The sequence below is a fragment of the Alkanindiges illinoisensis genome (genome assembly GCF_004377485.1).
Classification (GTDB): domain Bacteria; phylum Pseudomonadota; class Gammaproteobacteria; order Pseudomonadales; family Moraxellaceae; genus Alkanindiges; species Alkanindiges illinoisensis_A.
This window is the reverse complement of sequence record NZ_SNTY01000009.1, coordinates 66,670-87,330: the sequence shown is the minus strand read 5'-3', so window position 1 is coordinate 87,330 and position 20,661 is coordinate 66,670. Positions and strand designations below refer to the sequence as shown.

The following is a 20,661-nucleotide window of genomic DNA, read 5'->3' as shown; positions in this document are numbered from 1 at the left end:
GTTTGCAAGATTAAAACATTTCCGTGCTATTGCAACCCGATTCGATAAGCTTGCACGAAATTATCAGTCTATGATCCGTATAGCCTGCATGTTGATTTGGTGTAAAGCCAAATGAGGACACACCCTAATAAATATAATAATGACTATTTAGTATAGCCTGAGCAAGCTTATCAGTGCCATAACTGACTGGATGATAGAGAAATTAGGTGTAACCACCCACCGTAATGCCTTCTAGGACAACCTTGGTCTCAAGCAAGGTAAGCGTGTTCCCTTCAATGGCATTGGAGTGATAGTCCAGCGTAACACCAAATCATTGTGCAGGTTCTTGACCACCACACCCGGCAGAGGGCGGTGTTTATCAAGTTAATTTGCGTGATCAGCATAGTTCGCTTTTACTATTAAAAATGAGAACGGAAATACAACTTGGGTGAATAGGGTTACCGATAATCTATTGGGATTTGCCACACACATTTTTTACTGCAATAAGCTATTTTTTAAAAACTCATCATTTAAACAGCAATCGGTATAAATTAATCTTGAAATTATATTTCAAACATTGAAATTTAATTAACTAAATGTAATATTTGGCTGGTACTGTTGTTGAGAGCTGTTGTTGAGAATTGCCCCAACTCTAATATTGCTGCGATTCCCATATTTTCAATTCCTGTCCATAGCCAAAGCCTTTTTAAGCTAACTGGAACGTTATGACCACTCAAAAACTCAATGCCCGTCACTTAATTACTGACCTTTTGCTGGCTTCTGAAGGGCAACCCGTTTCAATTAAGCAAATGATTTTGGCAGCCAAACTATTTGGGCTAAGTGAAAATGGCATTCGCGTGGCAGTGACCCGTTTATCTAGCGAAGGCGTGATTGTTGCTGTCGAGCGGGGCGTGTACCAACTGAGTGAGCAATCGCATGAGTGGGCCAATGTGATGCTCAACCGCAGAACAGGACTTAGGGAAACCAAGGTTTGGAATCAACAATATCTGGCGGTCTTGACAGGAACGTTGGGCAGAGTGGATCGTACTGCCTTAAAACGCCGGGAGCGGGCGCTCAAGCATTATGGCTTTCGTGAGTTGGAACAGGGGGTGTTTATTCGTCCTGATAATCTGGCGGCTTCTTTTGAGGATATTCTTAAAAATCTCAAAACCGCTGGGCTGGAGCCAGAAGCCAAGATGTGCCAGATCAGTTATTTTGATCAAGTTACCGCAGGAATGATTAAAAAGTTATGGTCAACTGAGACCTTGAATAAAAATTATGAAAAGTACAGTCACATCATCCAGCACTGGTTAAGCCGAGTACCAGCCCTCGGTCTTGAAGATGCAGCCAGAGAATCATTATTACTGGGCCGACAAACTATTTCCTTATTAATGAATGACCCTTTATTGCCTGAACCTTTTATCAATATTGAAGCAAGAAACCGGTTCGCGGCTGACGTGCAGCAACTGGATCAGGTGGGTCAACAGCTATGGCAACAGTTGCATGAGTTAACTTTGGGCACAACAACACCCGCACTGTTAACTGCGGAAGATGCTGTCCACACACAGAATCAGCCTAAGTTCTGCTAATTAAATAATTGATTTGTGCGCTGGAGCCACTATGCCGTTATATCAGTCTGCCTTGGCAGCCAATATCTTTGATCAGCAGGTTGTTGTTATTACTGGTGGAGGTTCAGGCATTGGCCGCTGCACCGCGCATGAACTGGCGTCACTGGGTGCACAGTTGATTCTTACCGGCAGAAAAGAAGACAAGCTTCAGCGAGGGCAGCAGGAAATCATTGAGGATGGCGGCAAGGCCAGCTATCGCGTTTGTGATAATCGTGATGAAGTGGTCGTCAAGCAAACGGTGGCTTCTATTGTTGCCGAGTTTGGCAGGATTGATGGACTGGTCAACAATGCAGGCGGTCAGTTCCCTGCGTTATTGGAAGCCATGTCGGCCAATGCATTTGACAGTGTGGTGCGTAATAACCTGTTGGGAACATTTTTGATGATGCGGGAAGTGTTTAACCAGAGCATGTCAAAAACGGGAGGCAGTATTATCAATATGACCATCGATATGTGGGATGGACTGCCGGGCATGGGTCATTCAGGTGCAGCACGGGCAGGGATTGATAATTTAACCAAAACGTCTGCACTGGAATGGGCAAAGGCGGGTGTGTGGGTCAATGCGGTTGCGCCGGGCTGGGTTATGGCATCGGGACTGGATTCCTATAAGGATGACATGAAAGCCATGATTCCTACGGTTGCTGCCAAAATTCCATTAAAGGGTATGGCAACATAGTCTGAAGTGTCTGCACTGATGTGTTTTTTATTATCGCCTGCGGCTGCGTTTATGACTGGCGTGAATGTTAGGATTGATGGCGGGGCATCGCTGGTTTCGCCGTATTTTCCGCTCCCAGACCATAATAATTCCAGGCCTTTTGAAGCATTTCATCGTGACGGTGTACCTAATGTGATCAAGGAAATGCAAAAAGCTTAAGCGTTATTTTTTTAAATTATTATTACTGAGTACCTACCTTAACACAGCGTTTCTCATGATGTTTTATACCTGGCGAACACTCAGTTATCTTTTACGATGCTTTTTTATTTTATGCTCATCTCTATTATAATTACATTTTTAAAATTTAAATAAATTAATTGAAAATATTTCTTTTTTGATAATATTATTGAAAATATGAAATCAATGCCATTGGCGTCAAACGTGGAAGGATTAGGCATGAATACTCGTGTAAGCGTTGCTGAGCTGTTTAGCCGGGATGAAATCAGGGAACTGACTGAACCATCGGACAGTCAGGGTGGCTGGGCAGTGGCTTCAACCTGGGCAGTGATTGGGGCTACCTTTGCCGGAGTTGCTTTGTCGTGGCAGTATCTGCCGGGCTGGGGCAAGCTGCTGGTTTGTGCTGCGGTGCTGGCGATTCTGGCTGGACGGCAGCTGGCGCTGGCAATCCTGATGCATGACGCCTCGCACAATAGCCTGTTTAAAAACAAGTGGCTCAATGATCATATCGTAGATTGGGCATGTGCCAAGCCAATCTGGAATGACCTGCATAAATATCGTACGCACCATATGCGCCATCATGCCAAAACCTTCACGGTTGATGATCCTGACATGTCACTGGTAACCGGCTATCCCACCACTAAAAAATCACTTGCCCGCAAGTTCCTGCGTGATATTAGCGGGATTACCGGACTGAAATTCAGTCTGGGCCGTGTTCTGATGGATGCCGAGGTTTTAAGGTGGACAGTTGCCAATGACAAGATATGGCTGCCACGCGAAGGCCGCCAGTGGCATGACTATCCACGCACCCTGCTGAAAAATAGCCGTGGCGCGATCATTACCAATGCTGCGCTATTTGGCGCTTTGTGGGCGGCAGGCCATCCCAAATTATATTTACTATGGCCGCTGGCGTATCTCACGCCGTTTCCCTTATTTATCCGCATCCGTTCCATGGCTGAGCATGCAGGTATGGAAAACAGTAACTCGGCACTCACCAATACCCGTACCACCAAGGCTGGCTGGATTGCACGGGCTTTTGTCGCGCCAATTCGAGTGAACTATCACATGGAACATCACCTGATGGCATCTGTGCCATATTTTAAGTTGCCAAAAATGCATCAGTTATTGCGTGAACGGGGTTATGCGCCTGAACCGCCAACCTATCGACAGGTCATGAGTTTGCTTTCGAAAAAGTCCGGTAAGATTGATGGTAATCAAGCTGTCATCCAAAAAAGTTAGTAAGCCAACGCGATGAAGTGCCGTAGGGCAGAATGATCTGGATGAATACCGGTTAGACATTTATCCAGCGCAACATGATTCCAGAGTGCTGGAAGAAAAAACTAAAGCCCAGCTCGCATTCATTTGAGCGCAAAAAGCAGCTTTAACCAGTCTTAATAACATATCAAGGAAGTTTACAATGGGGGCATCCAAGGCAGAAATCACCGCATTTTTAGCCCGTGAGTTTCAGCGGACACAAGCAAAATGTGAGATTGGCGAAGTTTCGGATCGAAGTGCGACGATTATTTATCACACTGATCACAATGATTTACGTCCAGGTGGAACGGTGTCTGGCCCAACTCTGATGCTGGTTGCCGATGTTGCCCTGTATGTAGCGATATTGGGAACGGCTGGATTAATTCCACTGGCAGTGACCACCAGCATGACACTTAATTTTTTACGTAAACCTGCCGGTGATCGAGAAGTTATTGGCGACTGCCGACTCATGAAAGTGGGCAAGACGCTGGTGGTGGGTGAAGTCTGGCTATATTCAAAAGGTATCGACGATCCCGTTGCACATGCGGTAGGAACTTATGCAATTCCAGCCCAATAATTGCAGCGCGGTATCTTTATAATCTGCTTAATCATGATGGACTAAGGTGCTGGGCGAGCTACTCGCGATACGGTTCAGGAATGCGGTTGGATGCTAGAAATAACTTTAAATAGGTTGTCTATGAGCTAACTTCATAACATAGTCTGCTCATCCACATGATAAACAAAAAGGCAGGTGTAGCTTCACACCTGCCTTTTTTATTGGATTCATCCTAACAGTTTTTATAGCGGTATTAGCTTTTGGTCAAATGACAAAAAATCCATGTGCGCCATCGTTGCTGAGTTGCTGTATTAGCCCATATTCCCAGTCCAGATAAGCCTGCATGGCATGTTTACTATTACTGATGTGGGTGTAGGATTTTAGACCATGCCTATAAGTGATAATCTACTCCCCAATAAGCATGGGAAATGCTTGTTTTTGGAGTCAATCATGACACGAAGAAAACGTCGTAATCATTCAGCAGAGTTTAAAGTTAAAGTTGCTCTGGCAGCAATTAAAGGCGACCACACACTCGCTGAACTTTCTACTCAATTCGATTTACATCAAAACCAAATCATTGATTGGAAAAATCAACTGCTTGAACAATCAGTCAATATTTTTTCACGACCAACAGCACAACAAGAACCAGAGATTCACCTCAAAGCTTTACATGCCAAGATAGGACATCAGGCATTGCAAATTGATTTTTTAGAAGGTGCGCTCAGAAAAATAGGGCAGCTGAGCGGCAAAAAATGATCGATAAGACCCATCAACTTTCGGTACGACAACAATCGCAATTGATTCAAATCAATCGCAGTAGGTTGTACTACAAGCCCAAAGAGATTTCATCAACTGATTTGAGTTTGATGCGTCTGATTGATGAAATTCATGTCGATTACCCATTTATGGGCAGTCGAATGATACGAGATATGCTACAGCGTCAAGGACATCAAATAGGTCGGCGTAAAGTCCGACGTTTAATGCGCTTGATGGGAATACATGCCTTGTATCCAAAACCCAATACCAGTAAGCCTAATCTTGCACACCGTATTTTCCCATATCTGTTGAAAAACACGCTCATAGATCACTCTAATCAAGTCTGGTGTACAGATATCACGTACATTCCTATGGCTAAAGGCTTTGTCTATCTGTGTGCAATTATAGATTGGTATAGTCGTAAAGTACTGGCTCATCGTGTATCGATCAGTATGGAAAACAGACTTTTGCATGGATGCGTTGCAAGAAGCAATTGTGCAATATGGTTGTCCTGAGGTGTTTAATACAGACCAAGGCAGTCAATTCACAAGCGAGGCATTTTTGAATGAGTTAAAATTGCGAAATATCCGTATCAGTATGGATGGTAAACTTGCGCAGTATACTGCTCATAGATGGATAATGTGATGATTGAGCGTTTATGGCGCAGCGTGAAGCATGAGGAAGTCTATTTGAAGGCTTACGATACGGTTAAACAAGCGAAACAATCAATTGCTGAATATTTGGATTTTTATAACATGATACGTTCTCACTCAAGTTTGAATAAGGCAACACCGAATGAGTTTTATGATCAACATTTACTAAAAGTAATGGCAGCATAATTTAAATATTTAGAGCGGATTTATCACTTATAAAACTGAATTGAGTGGTCTAATTAACGGAACCACATTAGTTGGTTAAGGCTTTGGTTTGTTGAGGAATAGTTAAGTTAGATACCTCATTGTTTAATCTGCATAGTTTCTATTGGCAATATAAATTACCCTTAACTTTTAAGCCTCATCATTTCCAGCGAGAGAGATAATGGTCATTACGATTAAAGGTAAAAAATATAATGCTCAGCATATTGTGAGCATGGATGTAAACGATGGCATGCTTTACGTGCATTTGAGCACGGGTGAACTGGAAAAAATTGATTTTGATAATGAGCAGGAAGCCAATCAAGTCATAGATACTTTTGAGCGTGCGCTGGCTTAACCCGACTTAACGGGCAATCTCTAAATGGCAAAACCTGACCCATGATAAATTTTTACAGTACTTTGTAGAGCTGGACAATATTTAGGAAGTGTAGACGCTGCTGGACTTTTATGGCCAGCAAACATCGTCTCAGGCATTGAAATTATTGACATGCAGGGTAACCAGCCGGATGCGCTGCTGGTTATCATCATTTTTAGTACTAATCTCCCATAATAAACAGTCTGGGGATCGGACCAGAATGAAATCAGGCTATTCTGGTCATGAAGGAAGCCAAGCGGCAGGGACGTAATACCTGGCACTGGTCTGAGGAAATTACTAAAAAACATGGCCCGGAAATCGACTATGCCTATTTACGGCTGGAATTAATGGAGGCATTGAAGCAAGACCAGTTTAGCCTGTTTTATCAGCCTCTGGTTGATCCGGCAACCGCAATCGTCAAGGGTGTGGAAGCACTGATTCGCTGGTTTCATCCGCAGCGTGGCTACATTTTCCCGGATGTTTTTATTCCCTTGGCAGAACGAACCGGGCAAATTATTACAACTGGTCAGTGGGTGCTTAAAAAAGCCTGTAGGGATATTGCCGAATGGAACCGGATCAATCAAAAACACCTGACGCTGTCAGTTAATATTTCACCGCTACAATTTCGTAGGGCAGGGTTTTTACAGGAACTGGAGCATGCCTTGAACGTGAGCCAGTTGCCCCCTGGATTGCTCAAAATTGAAATTACTGAAGGCATGGTCATCATTGGTGCAGACCGTGCCATTGAAATCCTGGAAACAATCCGTCATTTGGGCGTGCAAGTTTCTATTGACGACTTTGGCACAGGATATTCCAGCTTGAGTTATCTGCGCCGCCTGCCGATTAATCAAATCAAGCTGGATCTTAGCTTTATTGAAAACCTGAGCGAAAATGAACAGGATGCAGCCATTGTAAAATCGATTATTCAGCTAGCGCACTAGCTTGACCTGAAAGTTGTGGCAGAAGGAATCGAAACATTGCAACAAGCCAGATTCCTGTACCAGCAGGGTTGCAACCTGCTGCAAGGTTATTATTATTCACGTCGGGCACCACTTGGCGAGTTAAAACCCCTTTATAAGTTATTGATGGATAAAACCTAAATACTGGATTGCGGCAGCGTGAAGTTTAGATAAATTTTGCTGTTTTTACTGCTAGTTACATACCATTTGGCTACCACTGAAGTGGCAGGCTCTGCGGTTTGAAGTGTAGGGGTTTAAAGAATAACCAGTTGATGAGTATGCATTTGAGCTATATGGATTATAGCTTGAGTTTCTATCCATATTTCTCATGCGGGCTTCATTGGCCAGCCGGATTTCATCTTCATATTCTTTGGCATGTTGTCGGTCTGCTGCAAATTTTCTGGCTTTTTCATAATTGGTTTTATAGTTATCCCAGGATTCGCGGGCGTTATATCTGTCATATTCCTGCTGTATATGATTATTGGAGTAATTGCTGGAATAGTCAGACCGCGTACGATATCGATTAACGGCGCTGGAGCTGTTTTGGGCGTCATTCATTATCACGGTAGCCGTTTTATGGGTACTGCGGCAACCGCCATCAGAAAAAGTGACATTGCCTTTGGCATCGGTACATTTCATCACCTGTGCTTGCGCCAGTGGCGAAATTAACAGCAGCAAGATTAAATAGTTTAAGGGTCGCATTTATTGTTTCCACTACAATTTAAGCTATTTTTTAGGTCATAAAAATATTGTTTAAGACTATTTTTGAACGATATAAAACCTATTATAGACTCAAGATTCAGGTTATTTAAAGCGCAATATTTCTTAAAAATACAGTTAGCTTGTGCCGGGAAATTGTGACTTCTGTTAACGGTAGAAAAGCATTCACAAAAAAGGTATAGCGCTGAGTCGTTAGCTGCACATACTAGGCCATTAATAATTGTAAAAGTGAGAATCATTCGCTATGGAAACAACTTTTATGCTGTGCCGTATGTCGTGTATTGCTGCACTTATAGGTAGTCTGGCTGCGTGTAGCGCGCCTGCAATAACATCTGCCAATTCAACAGATTTGGCCAATCAGGAAACCATTCAATACACAGTAGGCCCATGTTTTGGCGCCTGTCCAGTGTATACAGTCGTAATTCGTCCTAATGGCCGGGTAGAGTTTGAGGGCAAACAGCATACTGCTGTGCAGGGAACACGAGTGCTTTCCACGGAACCAGCCATCTACAACCAGGTTAAATCACAATTAAAACCTTATCGCCCGGTTGAGGGGAGCACTGAAACCACTCAGTGTGAAAACCAAATCACCGACCAGCAAACTTATCAGATTGTCTGGCAAAAGGCAGATGGCCGCCAGACTGTACTGCATCATAACCGGGGTTGTCTGTCTGAAACAAGCCGCGCATTAAATGAGGTGATGGATCGCCTGCCACAAGAGCTGGGCATTGCAAGCTGGATTAGGCGTTAAGACTTAAAAAAGCGCTACGACAAATCATTAGATGATTACTATTATAAAAAGCCTGAAAAATCACTCATTTTCAGGCTATAAGAATATTAGTTATGATGAAAATCTTAGGAATAAGATATACAGAAATTAGCGTAAAAATAGCAGCACTGTGGCAACCGATAATAACAGAAAGCTATTAACCTTTAACAGGCGCAGTCCAAGTGTTTTATAGCTGTTCGACAGGCAATTTTTGCACAGGGTGCTATTGATTGCGCTATGGCCGCATTTTAGGCATTTTAATGTGAGGGGCTGCATCATGTCGTTAATCCTTTTACCGCATTGAGTTCACCATAGCTTGCAATTAACCCGGTTGATTGTGCGGTTGGCCAGCGGCTATTGTTCAATAATTTCAGTTAATCTATTGACTTAAAAATATTTATTGAAAGGCTTTAAATGTTGAGCGCCTTAAAAAATGCATTTGTAAGCCATCAATAAATATAAGTACTGTCAGCTTGTATATAAGCTAGTACCAGATTCTAAGAGATACTTTAGAACGGCTTGCTGTAAGCATAAGTGCAAAAATAGTTATGAATTATTCAGGAGAAGCTTGAATGGTTACAGTGATTAATGAAAACGCAGGGTTGTGTAGCTTGATGAACACGATTTACTCAATTTACGCAGCCTGATAACAAAATCCTTGTTTCTCGTTTCTTAATAGCGATTAGCCTTGATCTTGCTTGCTGCGCTTATGGACATACATCTGCTGGTAAGCCAGACGGAAAGATTCTTTCAAGCCAGTTACAGGCAGGCGGATGGCAACACCAACAGAAGCCTCGACCTGGTTATTAATGGGGGCCTGCTGTATACGCTCCTTGACGACATTGGCTTCAGCTTCACTGGTTTCGATAGTCAGGGTGGCAAATTCATCGCCCCCCAGCCGGGCCACCACATCTTCTGTTCGGACAGAATGACGCAAAATTTGTGTAGTCTGGCGGATTAACTCATCGCCTGCCAAATGACCACAGGTGTCGTTGATTTCCTTAAGTCCATCCAGATCTACCACATAAATGGCTGAGGAGTGCCCATAGCGACGGGTGCGTTTTTCCTCAGCTTGTAACAGTTTTTCCCAGCCCCGTTTGTTATACACCTGGGTTAACTCATCAGTGAGTGCTTCAGCCTGTAAACGTTTTAGATAGCGGCTATGTTCAGCCAGCTTGAGTTCTTTTTGTAGGGTAAGACTAAGCAAGCCGCCCAGCGAAAGACCTGACCGGGTTTGATGTCATAACCATGGTCTTCAGATTGCAGAACAATCCAGTCCTCACCTTCGGTACGGGTACGGGTGATCATCCACAGGTTAAAGCCCAGACGCTCATGCAGGAAACATCAGGCTATCCGTTATAACTGCCAGATCAATTAGCCTAAATTACCTATTGGAAGCAAAAAATGCATTAGGTTGCCGGTTCCTCCGACTTGGAAGGATTGGGTGAAACATCTCCTAATTGCTCCAAATGCAGGCGTAAAATCCGGCGTAGCTCCAAAATCGCCTGTGGCGTTTCCTGAATGGAATGGCCGCCTTCTATAATCTTTTCCGAGACAGCGCCATCCAGATGAGCACTACTGTAAGACACAATGCCGTCACTCATTTCAGACTTGGGCACGTTGCCTTTATCATTTCCAATGATGGAGTGGTAAGGTAAGCCTGCAATAATGTGCGCGTCTTGAGTAAGTTTGGTGAAGTCGGATTTTTTACTCAGGTCACTTGGGCCATTTTGCACTTTAGTAAGCGAAATATTATGAATGGTTTCCAGTAGTTGCTGATCAATATTGGCAGTTTGCGAACCGGTAACAATCGACTCCACAAATGATTTGGGCAAGCGTATTACCTTACGGACAGCACGGGTAAACCAGCGATCCGCATAATCAGTACCGCGTAACGGGGCAGACAATAAGACCATACGGCCAACTTCTGGCAGTGCCTGCATGCTAAAGCGCTGCTGTACGGCAGGAATGGACATTAACTTCTGGCGTACTTGCGGATTGATATCGGTCAGGGCTTTATCCTGAAAGTTATCATTGCTCATGAGCAGCCGTGCAATCACGGCACCCATGCTATGTCCAATCAGCACTGCTTTTTGACTAGCAAGCGCATTGCCTTGTGGATCAACCTGCTTAAAGGCACTTTCAATCAGGCCGTGAATCTGATAGCGGTTTTCCAGAATGGGCATATTGGTAGAATAAAAAACCTGCCACACCTGATAATGTTCACGCAAAATAGTATCACCCAATGCATCATGGGTTAGCCGGATCCAGGCTTCAGGACTGCTAGCTAGCCCATGTACCATGATAATGACACGCTTGTTGGGATTATAAGGCTCCAGCATGTAAAGATGCGGGGCAATCAGGCGCTCTTCGCGGCCCAGCAAGCTCCGGTAAGCCGTTGCAGCCAAATCAGTACGTGCCAGCCATAGCCCGTAGGGTGCTGAAAAATTGGCAGCCAGTGGATAGGATTTTTGATCAACTTCGATCTTTTCATATTGATAGGGATTATAAATCTGCACATCAAAGGCATGGCTTTGCAGGATTTCCTTAATGTTATTGCCACGCGGCTGAGCCACCATGGTGACGGGCAGGTAACGGGCCTGATGAATATTATTTTTAGCCTGAGCTTTGCCTTGCCCGTCTTTAATATTTTTATTAACCGCCTGCTTTACGCTATAGGTGTCCACTGGCTTTACTGGCTCTTCAGCACTTTCCGGCAAGATACTGACAAACTCCGTACCAAAGCCATCACGCCGGTTAATAGATTGCAAACCCCTAAAATTCAGGTCGTAGGCAGACACCAGTTCAGTTGAGGCGGGCAGGGTTTTATCCTGACTTAAATAGGGATAAAAATAAAAGGTATTGTCACCCAGCTGGAATGGCCGGTTATTGGTAAACCGGTAATTTTTATTGGTCTGGTTGATCAAAGTAATCAGGTTGACCAAAGCCTGATTATAAAAATCCCGCACCTGTACCTGCCGGTTATCAAACAGGCGCTGGCTCGGTTCGCGCTCGGTATAAAACAGGTAGGCATAGGCATGGCCCAAACTACTGGCCAGCAAACCCTGCTGGATAGACAGGCAGTTATAATAAGGCTTTAAATCAACATTGACTGGGGTATTAACCGGGCGAACAATTTTATTGCCAAGGCCACTTAACTGCGTACTAAACGGTTCAGGCTCAAAGGGCGAGTGGCATTCCGGCGTGTCCTTAAGCTGGTTAACCTTGGCCAGATATAGCTCACTGCCTACAGATAAATATTGCTCGTCAACCACTTGAGGAACCTTGCGCAACTTGGTCAGGCAGGCTTCAGGATCATTGGTGCATTCTTCCGCATCCTGTCCGGTACTGGCCAGTACACTCAGCGTAGCCTCACTCAAACGCGAGCGTACCAGAATGCTGTCGCGTTCGTTACTCAGCGACACCGATAGTGGCTGTTGTTTGACTTTTACCACCTGACAGCCTGACAGCGTCAAACTGGACGCAATAAAAACAAGGCCCGCTAGTGCTGAAATGGTTGAAGTTTTTGGCATGGTTAATAATATCCTTTTTGGCATAGGGTGATCATAACCAAAAAAACTTTTAATACCCAATGACTAAACCGTAACAGTCATGTTGCTACAGCCCATCAGTACTGCATAGATAAAATATAGCCCTGTAAATGGTTGCTAACAGAGCAAGATAAGACTGTTTTTATAAAATAATTGTTTTGAAAACCGACAATAACTATTTGGTTAAAATAAGCCGGTTATTACGGGTCAAGCGCAAACGGTATTCTTCACCTTCATGCAGGATGCGGATTTCACGACCCATAGCAAACAGATTGTGTGAATGCAGCATGGGCAAGGTTTGAGCAGTATTATTGTTAAACATCTGGAATGGGGCGTTCATGACGGTTTCGTCTCCGTGCGCTGGTTTAATTAATGATAATCATTATCAAATAAAACTGTCAATCATTTGTGCAAGCATCTGAATAATTTTTTGTAACTACTAAACAAGGCAAGGCATAATTGCCATTTTGCCAGAGTATGCGCCATTGAGTTCCGGTTTAAATCCTCATCATTCAAAAGTTGTGCATGTTGCTGTGGGCGTTATTGTACAGTCTGATCAGGTGCTGATTTGCTGGCGTGATGCCAGTTTGCACCAGGGCAACCGCTATGAATTTCCAGGCGGTAAGGTGGAAGCCAGCGAAACGCCGCTGCAAGCCTTGACACGGGAACTGCTTGAGGAAATTAATATTCAGGTTAAAAAAGCAATCCGTGCGCAGCAGTTATATTTTAATTATCCTGAAAAAACCGTATGCCTGCATATTTTTAAGGTGACTGAATTTGAGGGGGAGCCTTGTGGCCAGCAAAATCAGGCAATTCGCTGGGTAAACAGACATGAGCTTGGCCAGTACCAGTTTCCAGATGCCAATGCGCCCATTTTGCCTATGGTGCTGCTGCCAGACCACTATGTGATTACACAGTCGCAAGATCATCAGCAAACTTTAAATCAATGGCTGGACTGGCATAGTCGACATACGCCACAACAGGCATGGTTATATGTACGCCATAAACAGCTGGATGCCAGCCTGTACCAGCAGGCTATTAAGACATTGTCCAGTCAGCGACCAGACCTAAAACTGATTGCCATGTATTCACAGGTTAAAACTTTAAAGCCGCTATGGCCTGAACTGGACTCAGCAATAACAGGCGTGCATTTGAGCCAGCGTGATCTGATGCAGTTGGATAACCAGATGCAGTTTAATGACAAGGTGCAGTTGCCATCATCATGGTTTTACTTTGCGGCTTGCCACGATGCAGCATCTATTCATCAAGCCAATACATTAGCAATGGATGCCGTGCTGTTAAGTCCCGTGCATGCTACCAGCACACATGCCGGACAGGCTGGTTTGGGCTGGGCAGCCTGGCAGCAGCTTTGTGCGCAAAGTAATGTGCCTGTGTATGCACTGGGAGGCATCGCACCTGATGACTTGGGGCAGGTGCATCAGGCTGGTGGATTTGGTGTGGCAGGTATTCGTGCGTTTTATCAGTCTTAAATAAATGAAATCAGGCTTTAATCAACTGATTAGCAGTTAGGATCACCTTAAACCAGATAGATTAAAGGTTGCCTGATGAAAGCCTGATTCATTTAACCATAACCCATTGAGGTACTTTTAAAAGAAGTACTTTTAAAACTGGCTGGCCAGCTTCTGGATTTGACTACGGGCCTGACCGGCCAGCGCGGCATTATTTTGCAGTTCTGCAGAAGCCAGAATCAATTGCCAGAATGCATGCTGCTGACGCGGATTGCTGGTGAGCATCAGGCCTTTTCGGGCCATGGCTTCAGCATTGCCACCTTGCCGTTTTTTTAATGCAACTTCACTAAGGCGGGCGTATACGGCTGCTGATTGCGGTGCCATGCGTTGCGCCTGAATCAGGGTTTGCTCAGCCGCATTAAGCTGATTGGCCTGAATCTGCTGTTGCGCCTGCGCCATGAGTTTACTAAATGCAGGAATATTGCTGCCGTCACGAAGTGCTGCTTTGCGCTGCAATGGCCGTGGTGCGGGAATGGCCGATGGCAGGCTCTGGCTTTGAATGGAAGGCTCTGCATATTCAGGCAATGGTGTGCGCTTGGCACCATTTTCCTGAACTTTGGCAGGGGTAGTCGGTGCAGTTACCACTGGCCGGGTTTTTTCTTCAATGTCCAGATAAGGGCTGGAGGATTTTTTAACCCCGGTCATGCTTTGACAACCTGTGAGCAGGCTAATACCCATTAAAGGTAACAAAACCAGTATAGCCGGTTTAAGTGCAGTTTTAGACCCTACAGATGTTGTCGTTATGCTCATTGTCATGTGTATTGCCTCAATCAATTATTCACTGGACCAGAAACGACGGACTACAGGGGGTTTGCCAGTGTCAGGGTCTGGCGGTAATTCCAGATTAATGCTGGCTTCGCCTGTGTCCGCAGGCTCCGGCACGCGGCGGGCATATTGCTGGTAAACCGGCTGGCCATTTTCATCCAGTTCAGTTTCGCCATACGGCGCTTCCTGTGAACCATAGATATGGAGCATGCCACAGGACGTAGCCTGATTAGGCACTGTAGACGCCAGCATGGGAATATAAACAGCACCGGGACATTCCTGTGCAGACAGGTTACCACTGGCCTGATCAATCCATTGCCACTGCACAGTGGTAGGCTGCACTGGTTCAACCGGTGCCAGATTCAGCTGTTTCATCACATTGATCCATACCGGCAATGCACCACTGGAACCTGTCAGGCCAATAGGTCGGTTGTCATCATGTCCCAGCCAGACCACTGCCACATAATTGCCACTGTATCCTGCAAACCATGAATCACGCGCGTCGTTGGTAGTGCCACTTTTACCCGCAAGGTTTAAATTAGACGGTAGCGTGGCGTAAGCACTGGCACCTGTACCGCTACGCATCACTTGTTGTAATGCATAGTTAAGCAGGTAAACCCCACCCGGATCCAGACTCTGGCGCACATTCAGGCCATAACGCTGTAAGGGATTACCCTTGGCATCTACCACGCTGCGGATGGAGCGGGGGGCATAGCGAAAACCATTGGCGGCATAAACCTGATACATGCCCAAAACCTGCATGGGCGACAGGTTAACTGCACCCAGCAGAATGGATGGATAAGGTTTAATGTCATCGTCAATACCCAAAGTATGCAGGGTATTAATAAAGCTGGGAATGCCCATTTCCCAGCCCAGCCTTACAGTGGCCAGATTATAGGAATGCGCTAGTGCATATACTAAAGGGACTGTGCCATGACTTTGCCCATCATAGTTTTTGGGTTTCCAGTCTTTCATACCCATCCCGGTAATGCTGACTGGCGCATCACTAATGGGACTATTCAAGCTATAACGTTGCGATTCCAAGGCATTAAAGTACACCACAGGCTTTAACAGTGAACCCACCTGACGTTTGGCATCCACCGCGCGGTTAAAGCCGGTGAACATGCCTGAACCACCCACCACAGCCAGAATTTCACCATTTTCAGGATTGGCAACAGTGACCGCACCTTGCAGGCCTTCCAGCCGTTTTGGATTGCGCTTGATTAATTGCTTGAGCGTTGTGTCGAATGCGTTGTTGGCCGAAGTCTGCACAATCGGGTCTAACGTAGTAAAAATGCGCAGGCCTTCACTGGTCAGGTCCACTTCCTGATATTCTTCTTTAAGCTGGCGGCGTACCACATCCAGAAAGTCCGGGAACAGGCTCTGGCCAACGGTTGGCTTTTTAATGACATTGAGTTTGGTTTTTATGGCATCGTCATATTGCTGCTGATCAATCCTGCCTGTAATTAGCATATTGTGCAGGACCACGTTACGGCGTTCCAGCGCCAGCTCAGGATTGCGCCACGGGTTGTACAAGCTTGGTCCTTTTACCAGACCCACCAGAAATGCCATTTGCGGTAACTTCAGCTCATTTAAGGGCTGGCCAAAATAAAACTGTGATGCCAGGCCAAAACCATTAATGGAGTGATTGCCATTTTGTCCCAGATTCACTTCATTTAAGTAAGCTTCCAGAATGTCATTTTTGTTGTAGTGCAGTTCTACCAGCAATGCCATCAGGGCTTCATTGGCCTTGCGCTTTAAGGTGCGCTCAGGGCTTAAATAAAAATTCTTTACCAATTGCTGGGTTAGGGTAGAGCCACCCTGACGCGGGCCGCCAGTCATGTTGCTAACCATTGCCCGCGCAATTCCGCGAATAGATACGCCATGATGGCTATAGAACTTGCGGTCTTCCGTGGAAATCAGGGCATCAATTAAAGGCTGGGGAACTTTGCCAAGCTGGATCAGTACGCGGTCTTCATTGTGGCGCGGATAGATACCACCCACCAGAATGGGTTCCAGACGGGCAATGCCGGTGCCATTTTGCTGGGTACTGCGGACATCCGTAACCTGTTGGCCATCGGTGGTGACTTCCAGTACCTGTTCTGGTTCCGTGGAATCACCAAAATCAAAGCCCCGGGTATGCACATAGACCATGCTGCCTTTATCAACATAGGTTCCCGGTGATTCATAGTTATCAGCTTTTTTATAATTAAGCAGTTTGAGTTCCTGTTTCAGGTTATCCGGTGTTACCAGTGCACCGTTAAACAGTTCAAGTGGCCGTGCAAATACCTTGGCAGGAATTTCCCAGCGCTTGCCTTCAAATTTGCTGCGTACAATATAGTCAAGCCTTACGGTATAAATGCCCAGACCAACGAATGCAGCCAGAATAATAATAACCAGCACCATGCTGATGAAGGTAAAACCACGTGATAAATTCATGCGTCGAAAAAATAAAAAATGATAAATAAAATTAAAGGCGATAATGCGTGAGCAGTGTTATAGATGCAATCGAAACACTGTTAAAACATGCAAATTGCCCGACTAAATTCTGCCTGTATGACAGTTGCTGTTTTACTTTAAAGTTAATAGTAATATCAAACGCTTAATAGCGTGGCGTATTGGGATTGACATCAGTCTGGTTGACGTAATTTTTAACTTCCAGATAGGCATGACAACCGCTTAAATATTCAGTACTTAGCATTCTGCATTGTTCGGATGTGCTAATTTTTTGCTCATTGGCCCATTCATAGCCCATATTGTAGTTCTGGTCAGCACTGGATTGAGAGCTTAATGGATGGGCTGCACTGGTGTTTTGCATGTGTGCATACATTTGTTTGGCCGAATCAGGTGCACGTGAAGGCGCATAAACAGGCGTGGCTGGTGGCTGCACCTTATTAAAAACATGATTAATGGGCGAATGCGACACATAAGAGGCTGACGAGGTTACTGTGTTTTCACGCACAATAATCCAGCCGACAACCGCCACAAAAAGAACAATAAGTGTAATGAGTACCGCCAAAAATCGATTATTCCACTTTAGTTTTATCATGGTTTTTGAGCTCCTTCAGCAAGCTCTGGTATTTTTTTAAAATAGCCAAATCTCTGATGTCGCTCATTATATGAGTAGCGCTGGCCTAAAGCCAAACATATCTCATCAGTTTTGGATAACTGGTGACTGCATAGAAAAAAGATGACGGCTGCTACAGCTCGTCATCGTCAGTGCTACTGATACCCAGTTCCTTAAGTTTGCGGGTGAGGGTATTACGTCCCCAGCCCAGCAACTCTGCTGCATGCCGCTTGCGACCATGACTATAATCCAGTGCGGCATCAATCATGGTGCGCTCAAACAGCGGTAAAGCAGTTTCCAGCAGTTGCTGTTCCCCAGCCAGCAGTTTTTGCGTGGCCCACTGGCGCAGTAGGCCATCCCACTGATCAGGACTGATTGCGACATGCGTATTTGTCACAACTTTGTCATTGCTTGGGCTGATCAGCAGTTGATCGTGTTCCTGCTGATGTAACTGGCGCAGCTCTGCGGGTAAGTCTTCCGGGAAAATTTCACGGCCAGTCACCATGACAGTCAGCCAGCGACAGGTATTTTCCAACTGACGCACATTGCCGGGCCATGGCAGTTGCTGCATATAGGCAATCGTTTCCTTGCGCAGGATTTTTGGGTCTACCGATAATTCGCGACCAGCACGGGCCAGAAAATGGCTGGCCAGCATGGGAATGTCTTCACTGCGGTCGCGCAGCTTGGGAATATGAATCCGAATGACATTTAAGCGATGGTACAAATCTTCGCGGAACTTGCCGGAAGCCACCAGTTTTTCCAGATCCTGATGGGTTGCTGCAATAATGCGTACATCGACCTTGACTGGCGTATGACCACCCACGCGGTAAAATTCGCCATCCGCCAAGACACGCAGCAGGCGAGTCTGGGTTTCAAATGGCATATCGCCAATTTCATCCAGAAACAGTGTTCCGCCATTGGATTGTTCAAACCGGCCCTGACGCTGGGTATTGGCTCCGGTAAACGCGCCTTTTTCATGGCCAAACAGCTCGGTTTCAATCAGGTCTTTGGGAATGGCAGCCATATTTAGGGCAATAAATGGCTTGGCGCTACGTGGCGAATGGCGATGCAGCGCATGGGCAACCAGCTCTTTTCCCGTACCGGATTCACCATTAATCAGCACCGTAATATGCGATTGCGACAAACGACCAATTGCCCGGAAAACTTCCTGCATGGCAGGCGATTCACCAATAATGTCAACCGTCTTTAAGGGAGCAATTCGTCCGGTATCCTGTTGCTGTAGCTTGGCAGCATGCTGAATAGCGCGGCTGACCAATGTCAGCGCTTCATCAATATCAAAAGGCTTGGGCAGGTATTCAAATGCCCCGGTCTGGTAACTGGATACCGCAGATTCAAGATCTGAATGGGCGGTCATAATAATCACAGGCAAGTCAGGATGAGAGGCTTTGACCCGGGATAAAAACGTCAGCCCATCGATGCCGGGCATGCGAATATCGGTCAGTATTACATCAGGCTGTTCTTTTTCCAGACGATCCAGCGCAGTTTGGCCTTCTTCAAAGCTGGTGACATTAAAGCCTTCTTCTTTAAAGGTCTTTTCAAGTACCCATCGCATGGCACGGTCATCATCAATCACCCAAATGGCTTCATGCGACATATTGACTATCTCCAATTATTCCCAAGGCAAAAACAAACTAAATACGGTACAGCCGGGTTCAGACTGGCACTCAATCATTCCGCCATGCTGATGCACAATATTCTGTGCAATACTCAGGCCAAGCCCGGTGCCACTGGCACGGCCTGTCACCATCGGGTAAAACACCGACTCGACAATATCCGCCGGAATACCGGGGCCATTGTCTTCCAGGTCAACCCGGATCACACTACGGTGCAGCACGCCATTGATGTTAAACATGCGCTGGATACGGGTGCGCAGCACAATTTTGGGATCACGGTCAGTAAAAATTTCCGGATTTTCACTAATGGCCTGCACGGCATTTACACAGATATTTAGCATCACCTGAATCATCTGGTCACGGTCGGCACTGACTTCCGGCAGGGACAGGTCATAATCACGAATGACCTGCACGGTATTTTTAGTCTGGCTTAAAATCAGGCTACGCACCCGTTCCAGTGGTTCGTGAATATTTACTTTTTGCAGGGATGGCAAATGCCGTGAACCTAGCATGGTATCGGCCAGTGTACGCAGGCGATCCACTTCACTAATAATAATGTCGGTAAATTCGCTGACACTGCCATCAGGCAGGCTGCGCGCCAGTAGCTGGGTTGCCCCGCGAATACCGCCCAAAGGATTCTTGATTTCATGCGCAACTCCACGCACCAGCTGGCGGGCAATCTGATGCTGCTGGGCCAGATGTTCATCCCGGTTGATACGTAGCAGACGGTCAATCGGCTGAATTTCAATCAATAAATGCTGGTGGGCTATGGCACCAATCCGGTCATCAATAATTAGCGATACGGAATAATCCACGGCCTTGTCTTTAAGGCCAATCGTCAGGATAGCTTCACGGCGGGTATAGGGCTGACCAGTGTGCAGGGTGCGTAAAATGGCCGCTTTGGTATCAAAGTTTTCATCCTGTTCAGTGAGAATCGACAACAGCGGCATGCCAATCGCGCGGGTACGGCTAATGTCTAGTAATGCTTCACAGGCAGAGTTCAAATACTCAATTTCAAGATTGGGCGATACCTGCATAATGGCCGTTAGCATGTGATCAACCAGACTGCGATAATCAACAGGTGGACTAAGATGCATTACTGAATGGCTCATGGATCAATTAAACCGTAATAGAGAGTTAGGCTGTCGCTAAATAAGCAGTTAATCGTTAAATCTTGGCTAAAAACCTGTGCTCGTACAGAAATTTATGTGGTCTAAAAAAGCCCAGTATATTGCTAAAAGAGCTGAATGCTAGACTTTTCATAGACGTGTATTCATTTAGCAATTAGCACGCCAACACTGGATTTAGGCTTTAAAAAATAATTCAAAAGGTTTAAAGGCCATTTTTAGTGTTTTAAGTATTGCAAAAGACAAGT

Annotated in this window: 14 protein-coding genes and 6 pseudogenes; 10 read left to right on the top strand and 10 right to left on the bottom strand. The window is 45.5% G+C overall.

Features of this window, described 5'->3' with window-relative positions; genetic code table 11:
* Window positions 1-115, top strand: a pseudogene (locus E2B99_RS02515) (IS5/IS1182 family transposase); the annotation flags it as partial.
* A 96-nt stretch (window positions 116-211) separates the two neighbouring features.
* On the opposite strand, the pseudogene E2B99_RS02510 reads toward E2B99_RS02515, so the two are convergent.
* Window positions 212-345: pseudogene (locus E2B99_RS02510) on the bottom strand (Fic family protein); the annotation flags it as partial.
* Between the two features lie 359 nt (window positions 346-704).
* Between E2B99_RS02510 and E2B99_RS02505 the strand changes: the two are divergent.
* The 7 genes and pseudogenes from E2B99_RS02505 to E2B99_RS02480 form a co-directional block, all read left to right on the top strand.
* A complete protein-coding gene (locus tag E2B99_RS02505) occupies window positions 705-1,568 on the top strand; it encodes a PaaX family transcriptional regulator (RefSeq protein ID WP_134243410.1) in 864 nt (287 codons plus the stop codon).
* A gap of 31 nt (window positions 1,569-1,599) precedes the next feature.
* A pseudogene (locus tag E2B99_RS02500) lies at window positions 1,600-2,478 on the top strand (SDR family oxidoreductase).
* A gap of 237 nt (window positions 2,479-2,715) precedes the next feature.
* On the top strand, window positions 2,716-3,735 hold the full coding sequence (locus tag E2B99_RS02495; protein ID WP_134243409.1) for a fatty acid desaturase family protein: 1,020 nt from the start codon (window positions 2,716-2,718) through the stop codon (window positions 3,733-3,735).
* 178 nt (window positions 3,736-3,913) lie between these two features.
* Window positions 3,914-4,327 carry a PaaI family thioesterase gene (locus tag E2B99_RS02490; RefSeq protein ID WP_134243408.1) on the top strand — a complete coding sequence of 138 codons (414 nt, stop codon included), beginning with the start codon at window positions 3,914-3,916 and terminating at the stop codon, window positions 4,325-4,327.
* Window positions 4,328-4,756: 429 nt separating this feature from the next.
* A pseudogene (locus E2B99_RS02485) lies at window positions 4,757-5,901 on the top strand (IS3 family transposase).
* A 199-nt stretch (window positions 5,902-6,100) separates the two neighbouring features.
* Window positions 6,101-6,274, top strand: a complete 174-nt coding sequence (locus E2B99_RS14540) for a hypothetical protein (protein ID WP_166738969.1) — start codon at window positions 6,101-6,103, stop codon at window positions 6,272-6,274.
* 245 nt (window positions 6,275-6,519) lie between these two features.
* Window positions 6,520-7,392, top strand: a pseudogene (locus tag E2B99_RS02480) (putative bifunctional diguanylate cyclase/phosphodiesterase); the annotation flags it as partial.
* Between the two features lie 51 nt (window positions 7,393-7,443).
* Here E2B99_RS02480 and E2B99_RS02475 read toward each other — a convergent pair.
* Window positions 7,444-7,953, bottom strand: coding sequence for a DUF4124 domain-containing protein (locus E2B99_RS02475; RefSeq protein WP_134243407.1), 510 nt, complete (start codon window positions 7,951-7,953; stop codon window positions 7,444-7,446).
* Between the two features lie 262 nt (window positions 7,954-8,215).
* Between E2B99_RS02475 and E2B99_RS02470 the strand changes: the two genes are divergently transcribed.
* A complete protein-coding gene (locus E2B99_RS02470) occupies window positions 8,216-8,722 on the top strand; it encodes a DUF6438 domain-containing protein (protein WP_134243406.1) in 507 nt (168 codons plus the stop codon).
* Between the two features lie 700 nt (window positions 8,723-9,422).
* On the opposite strand, the pseudogene E2B99_RS02465 reads toward E2B99_RS02470, so the two are convergent.
* The 3 genes and pseudogenes from E2B99_RS02465 to hemP all read right to left on the bottom strand — a co-directional run bounded on the left by E2B99_RS02465 (window position 9,423) and on the right by hemP (window position 12,631).
* Window positions 9,423-10,078 (bottom strand): annotated as a pseudogene (locus E2B99_RS02465) (GGDEF domain-containing protein).
* A 71-nt stretch (window positions 10,079-10,149) separates the two neighbouring features.
* Window positions 10,150-12,273 carry an alpha/beta fold hydrolase gene (locus E2B99_RS02460; protein ID WP_134243405.1) on the bottom strand — a complete coding sequence of 708 codons (2,124 nt, stop codon included), beginning with the start codon at window positions 12,271-12,273 and terminating at the stop codon, window positions 10,150-10,152.
* Between the two features lie 193 nt (window positions 12,274-12,466).
* Window positions 12,467-12,631: a hemin uptake protein HemP gene (gene hemP / locus E2B99_RS02455; RefSeq protein WP_026470245.1), complete on the bottom strand. Its 165-nt coding sequence runs from the start codon at window positions 12,629-12,631 to the stop codon at window positions 12,467-12,469.
* Between the two features lie 127 nt (window positions 12,632-12,758).
* Here hemP and E2B99_RS02450 point away from each other — a divergent pair, with 127 nt between their 5' ends.
* Window positions 12,759-13,781 (top strand): Nudix family hydrolase, encoded by a 1,023-nt coding sequence (locus E2B99_RS02450; protein ID WP_166738968.1) that lies wholly within the window; start codon window positions 12,759-12,761, stop codon window positions 13,779-13,781.
* A gap of 132 nt (window positions 13,782-13,913) precedes the next feature.
* On the opposite strand, the gene E2B99_RS02445 is transcribed toward E2B99_RS02450, so the two are convergent.
* The 5 genes from E2B99_RS02445 to glnL form a co-directional block, all read right to left on the bottom strand.
* Window positions 13,914-14,576 (bottom strand): hypothetical protein, encoded by a 663-nt coding sequence (locus E2B99_RS02445; protein WP_134243403.1) that lies wholly within the window; start codon window positions 14,574-14,576, stop codon window positions 13,914-13,916.
* Window positions 14,577-14,594: 18 nt separating this feature from the next.
* Window positions 14,595-17,024 (bottom strand): penicillin-binding protein 1B, encoded by a 2,430-nt coding sequence (mrcB, locus tag E2B99_RS02440; RefSeq protein WP_134243402.1) that lies wholly within the window; start codon window positions 17,022-17,024, stop codon window positions 14,595-14,597.
* 163 nt (window positions 17,025-17,187) lie between these two features.
* Window positions 17,188-17,634, bottom strand: coding sequence for a hypothetical protein (locus E2B99_RS02435; protein WP_134243401.1), 447 nt, complete (start codon window positions 17,632-17,634; stop codon window positions 17,188-17,190).
* A 151-nt stretch (window positions 17,635-17,785) separates the two neighbouring features.
* Window positions 17,786-19,225 carry a nitrogen regulation protein NR(I) gene (gene glnG, locus E2B99_RS02430; protein WP_430981437.1) on the bottom strand — a complete coding sequence of 480 codons (1,440 nt, stop codon included), beginning with the start codon at window positions 19,223-19,225 and terminating at the stop codon, window positions 17,786-17,788.
* A gap of 57 nt (window positions 19,226-19,282) precedes the next feature.
* Window positions 19,283-20,383, bottom strand: coding sequence for a nitrogen regulation protein NR(II) (glnL, locus tag E2B99_RS02425; protein ID WP_134243416.1), 1,101 nt, complete (start codon window positions 20,381-20,383; stop codon window positions 19,283-19,285).
* Window positions 20,384-20,661 lie beyond the last annotated feature (278 nt).

What these genes read in the sequence shown, in the direction of transcription:
- glnG (WP_430981437.1), bottom strand. Translation starts at nt 19,225, where the DNA reads ATGCGATGGGTACTTGAAAAGACCTTTAAAGAAGAAGGCTTTAATGTC.
- E2B99_RS14540 (WP_166738969.1), top strand. Translation starts at nt 6,101, where the DNA reads ATGGTCATTACGATTAAAGGTAAAAAATATAATGCTCAGCATATTGTG.
- E2B99_RS02460 (WP_134243405.1), bottom strand. Translation starts at nt 12,273, where the DNA reads ATGCCAAAAACTTCAACCATTTCAGCACTAGCGGGCCTTGTTTTTATT.
- E2B99_RS02470 (WP_134243406.1), top strand. Translation starts at nt 8,216, where the DNA reads ATGGAAACAACTTTTATGCTGTGCCGTATGTCGTGTATTGCTGCACTT.
- E2B99_RS02445 (WP_134243403.1), bottom strand. Translation starts at nt 14,576, where the DNA reads ATGACAATGAGCATAACGACAACATCTGTAGGGTCTAAAACTGCACTT.
- E2B99_RS02435 (WP_134243401.1), bottom strand. Translation starts at nt 17,634, where the DNA reads ATGATAAAACTAAAGTGGAATAATCGATTTTTGGCGGTACTCATTACA.
- mrcB (WP_134243402.1), bottom strand. Translation starts at nt 17,024, where the DNA reads ATGAATTTATCACGTGGTTTTACCTTCATCAGCATGGTGCTGGTTATT.
- E2B99_RS02505 (WP_134243410.1), top strand. Translation starts at nt 705, where the DNA reads ATGACCACTCAAAAACTCAATGCCCGTCACTTAATTACTGACCTTTTG.
- E2B99_RS02495 (WP_134243409.1), top strand. Translation starts at nt 2,716, where the DNA reads ATGAATACTCGTGTAAGCGTTGCTGAGCTGTTTAGCCGGGATGAAATC.
- E2B99_RS02475 (WP_134243407.1), bottom strand. Translation starts at nt 7,953, where the DNA reads ATGCGACCCTTAAACTATTTAATCTTGCTGCTGTTAATTTCGCCACTG.
- hemP (WP_026470245.1), bottom strand. Translation starts at nt 12,631, where the DNA reads ATGAACGCCCCATTCCAGATGTTTAACAATAATACTGCTCAAACCTTG.
- glnL (WP_134243416.1), bottom strand. Translation starts at nt 20,383, where the DNA reads ATGCATCTTAGTCCACCTGTTGATTATCGCAGTCTGGTTGATCACATG.
- E2B99_RS02490 (WP_134243408.1), top strand. Translation starts at nt 3,914, where the DNA reads ATGGGGGCATCCAAGGCAGAAATCACCGCATTTTTAGCCCGTGAGTTT.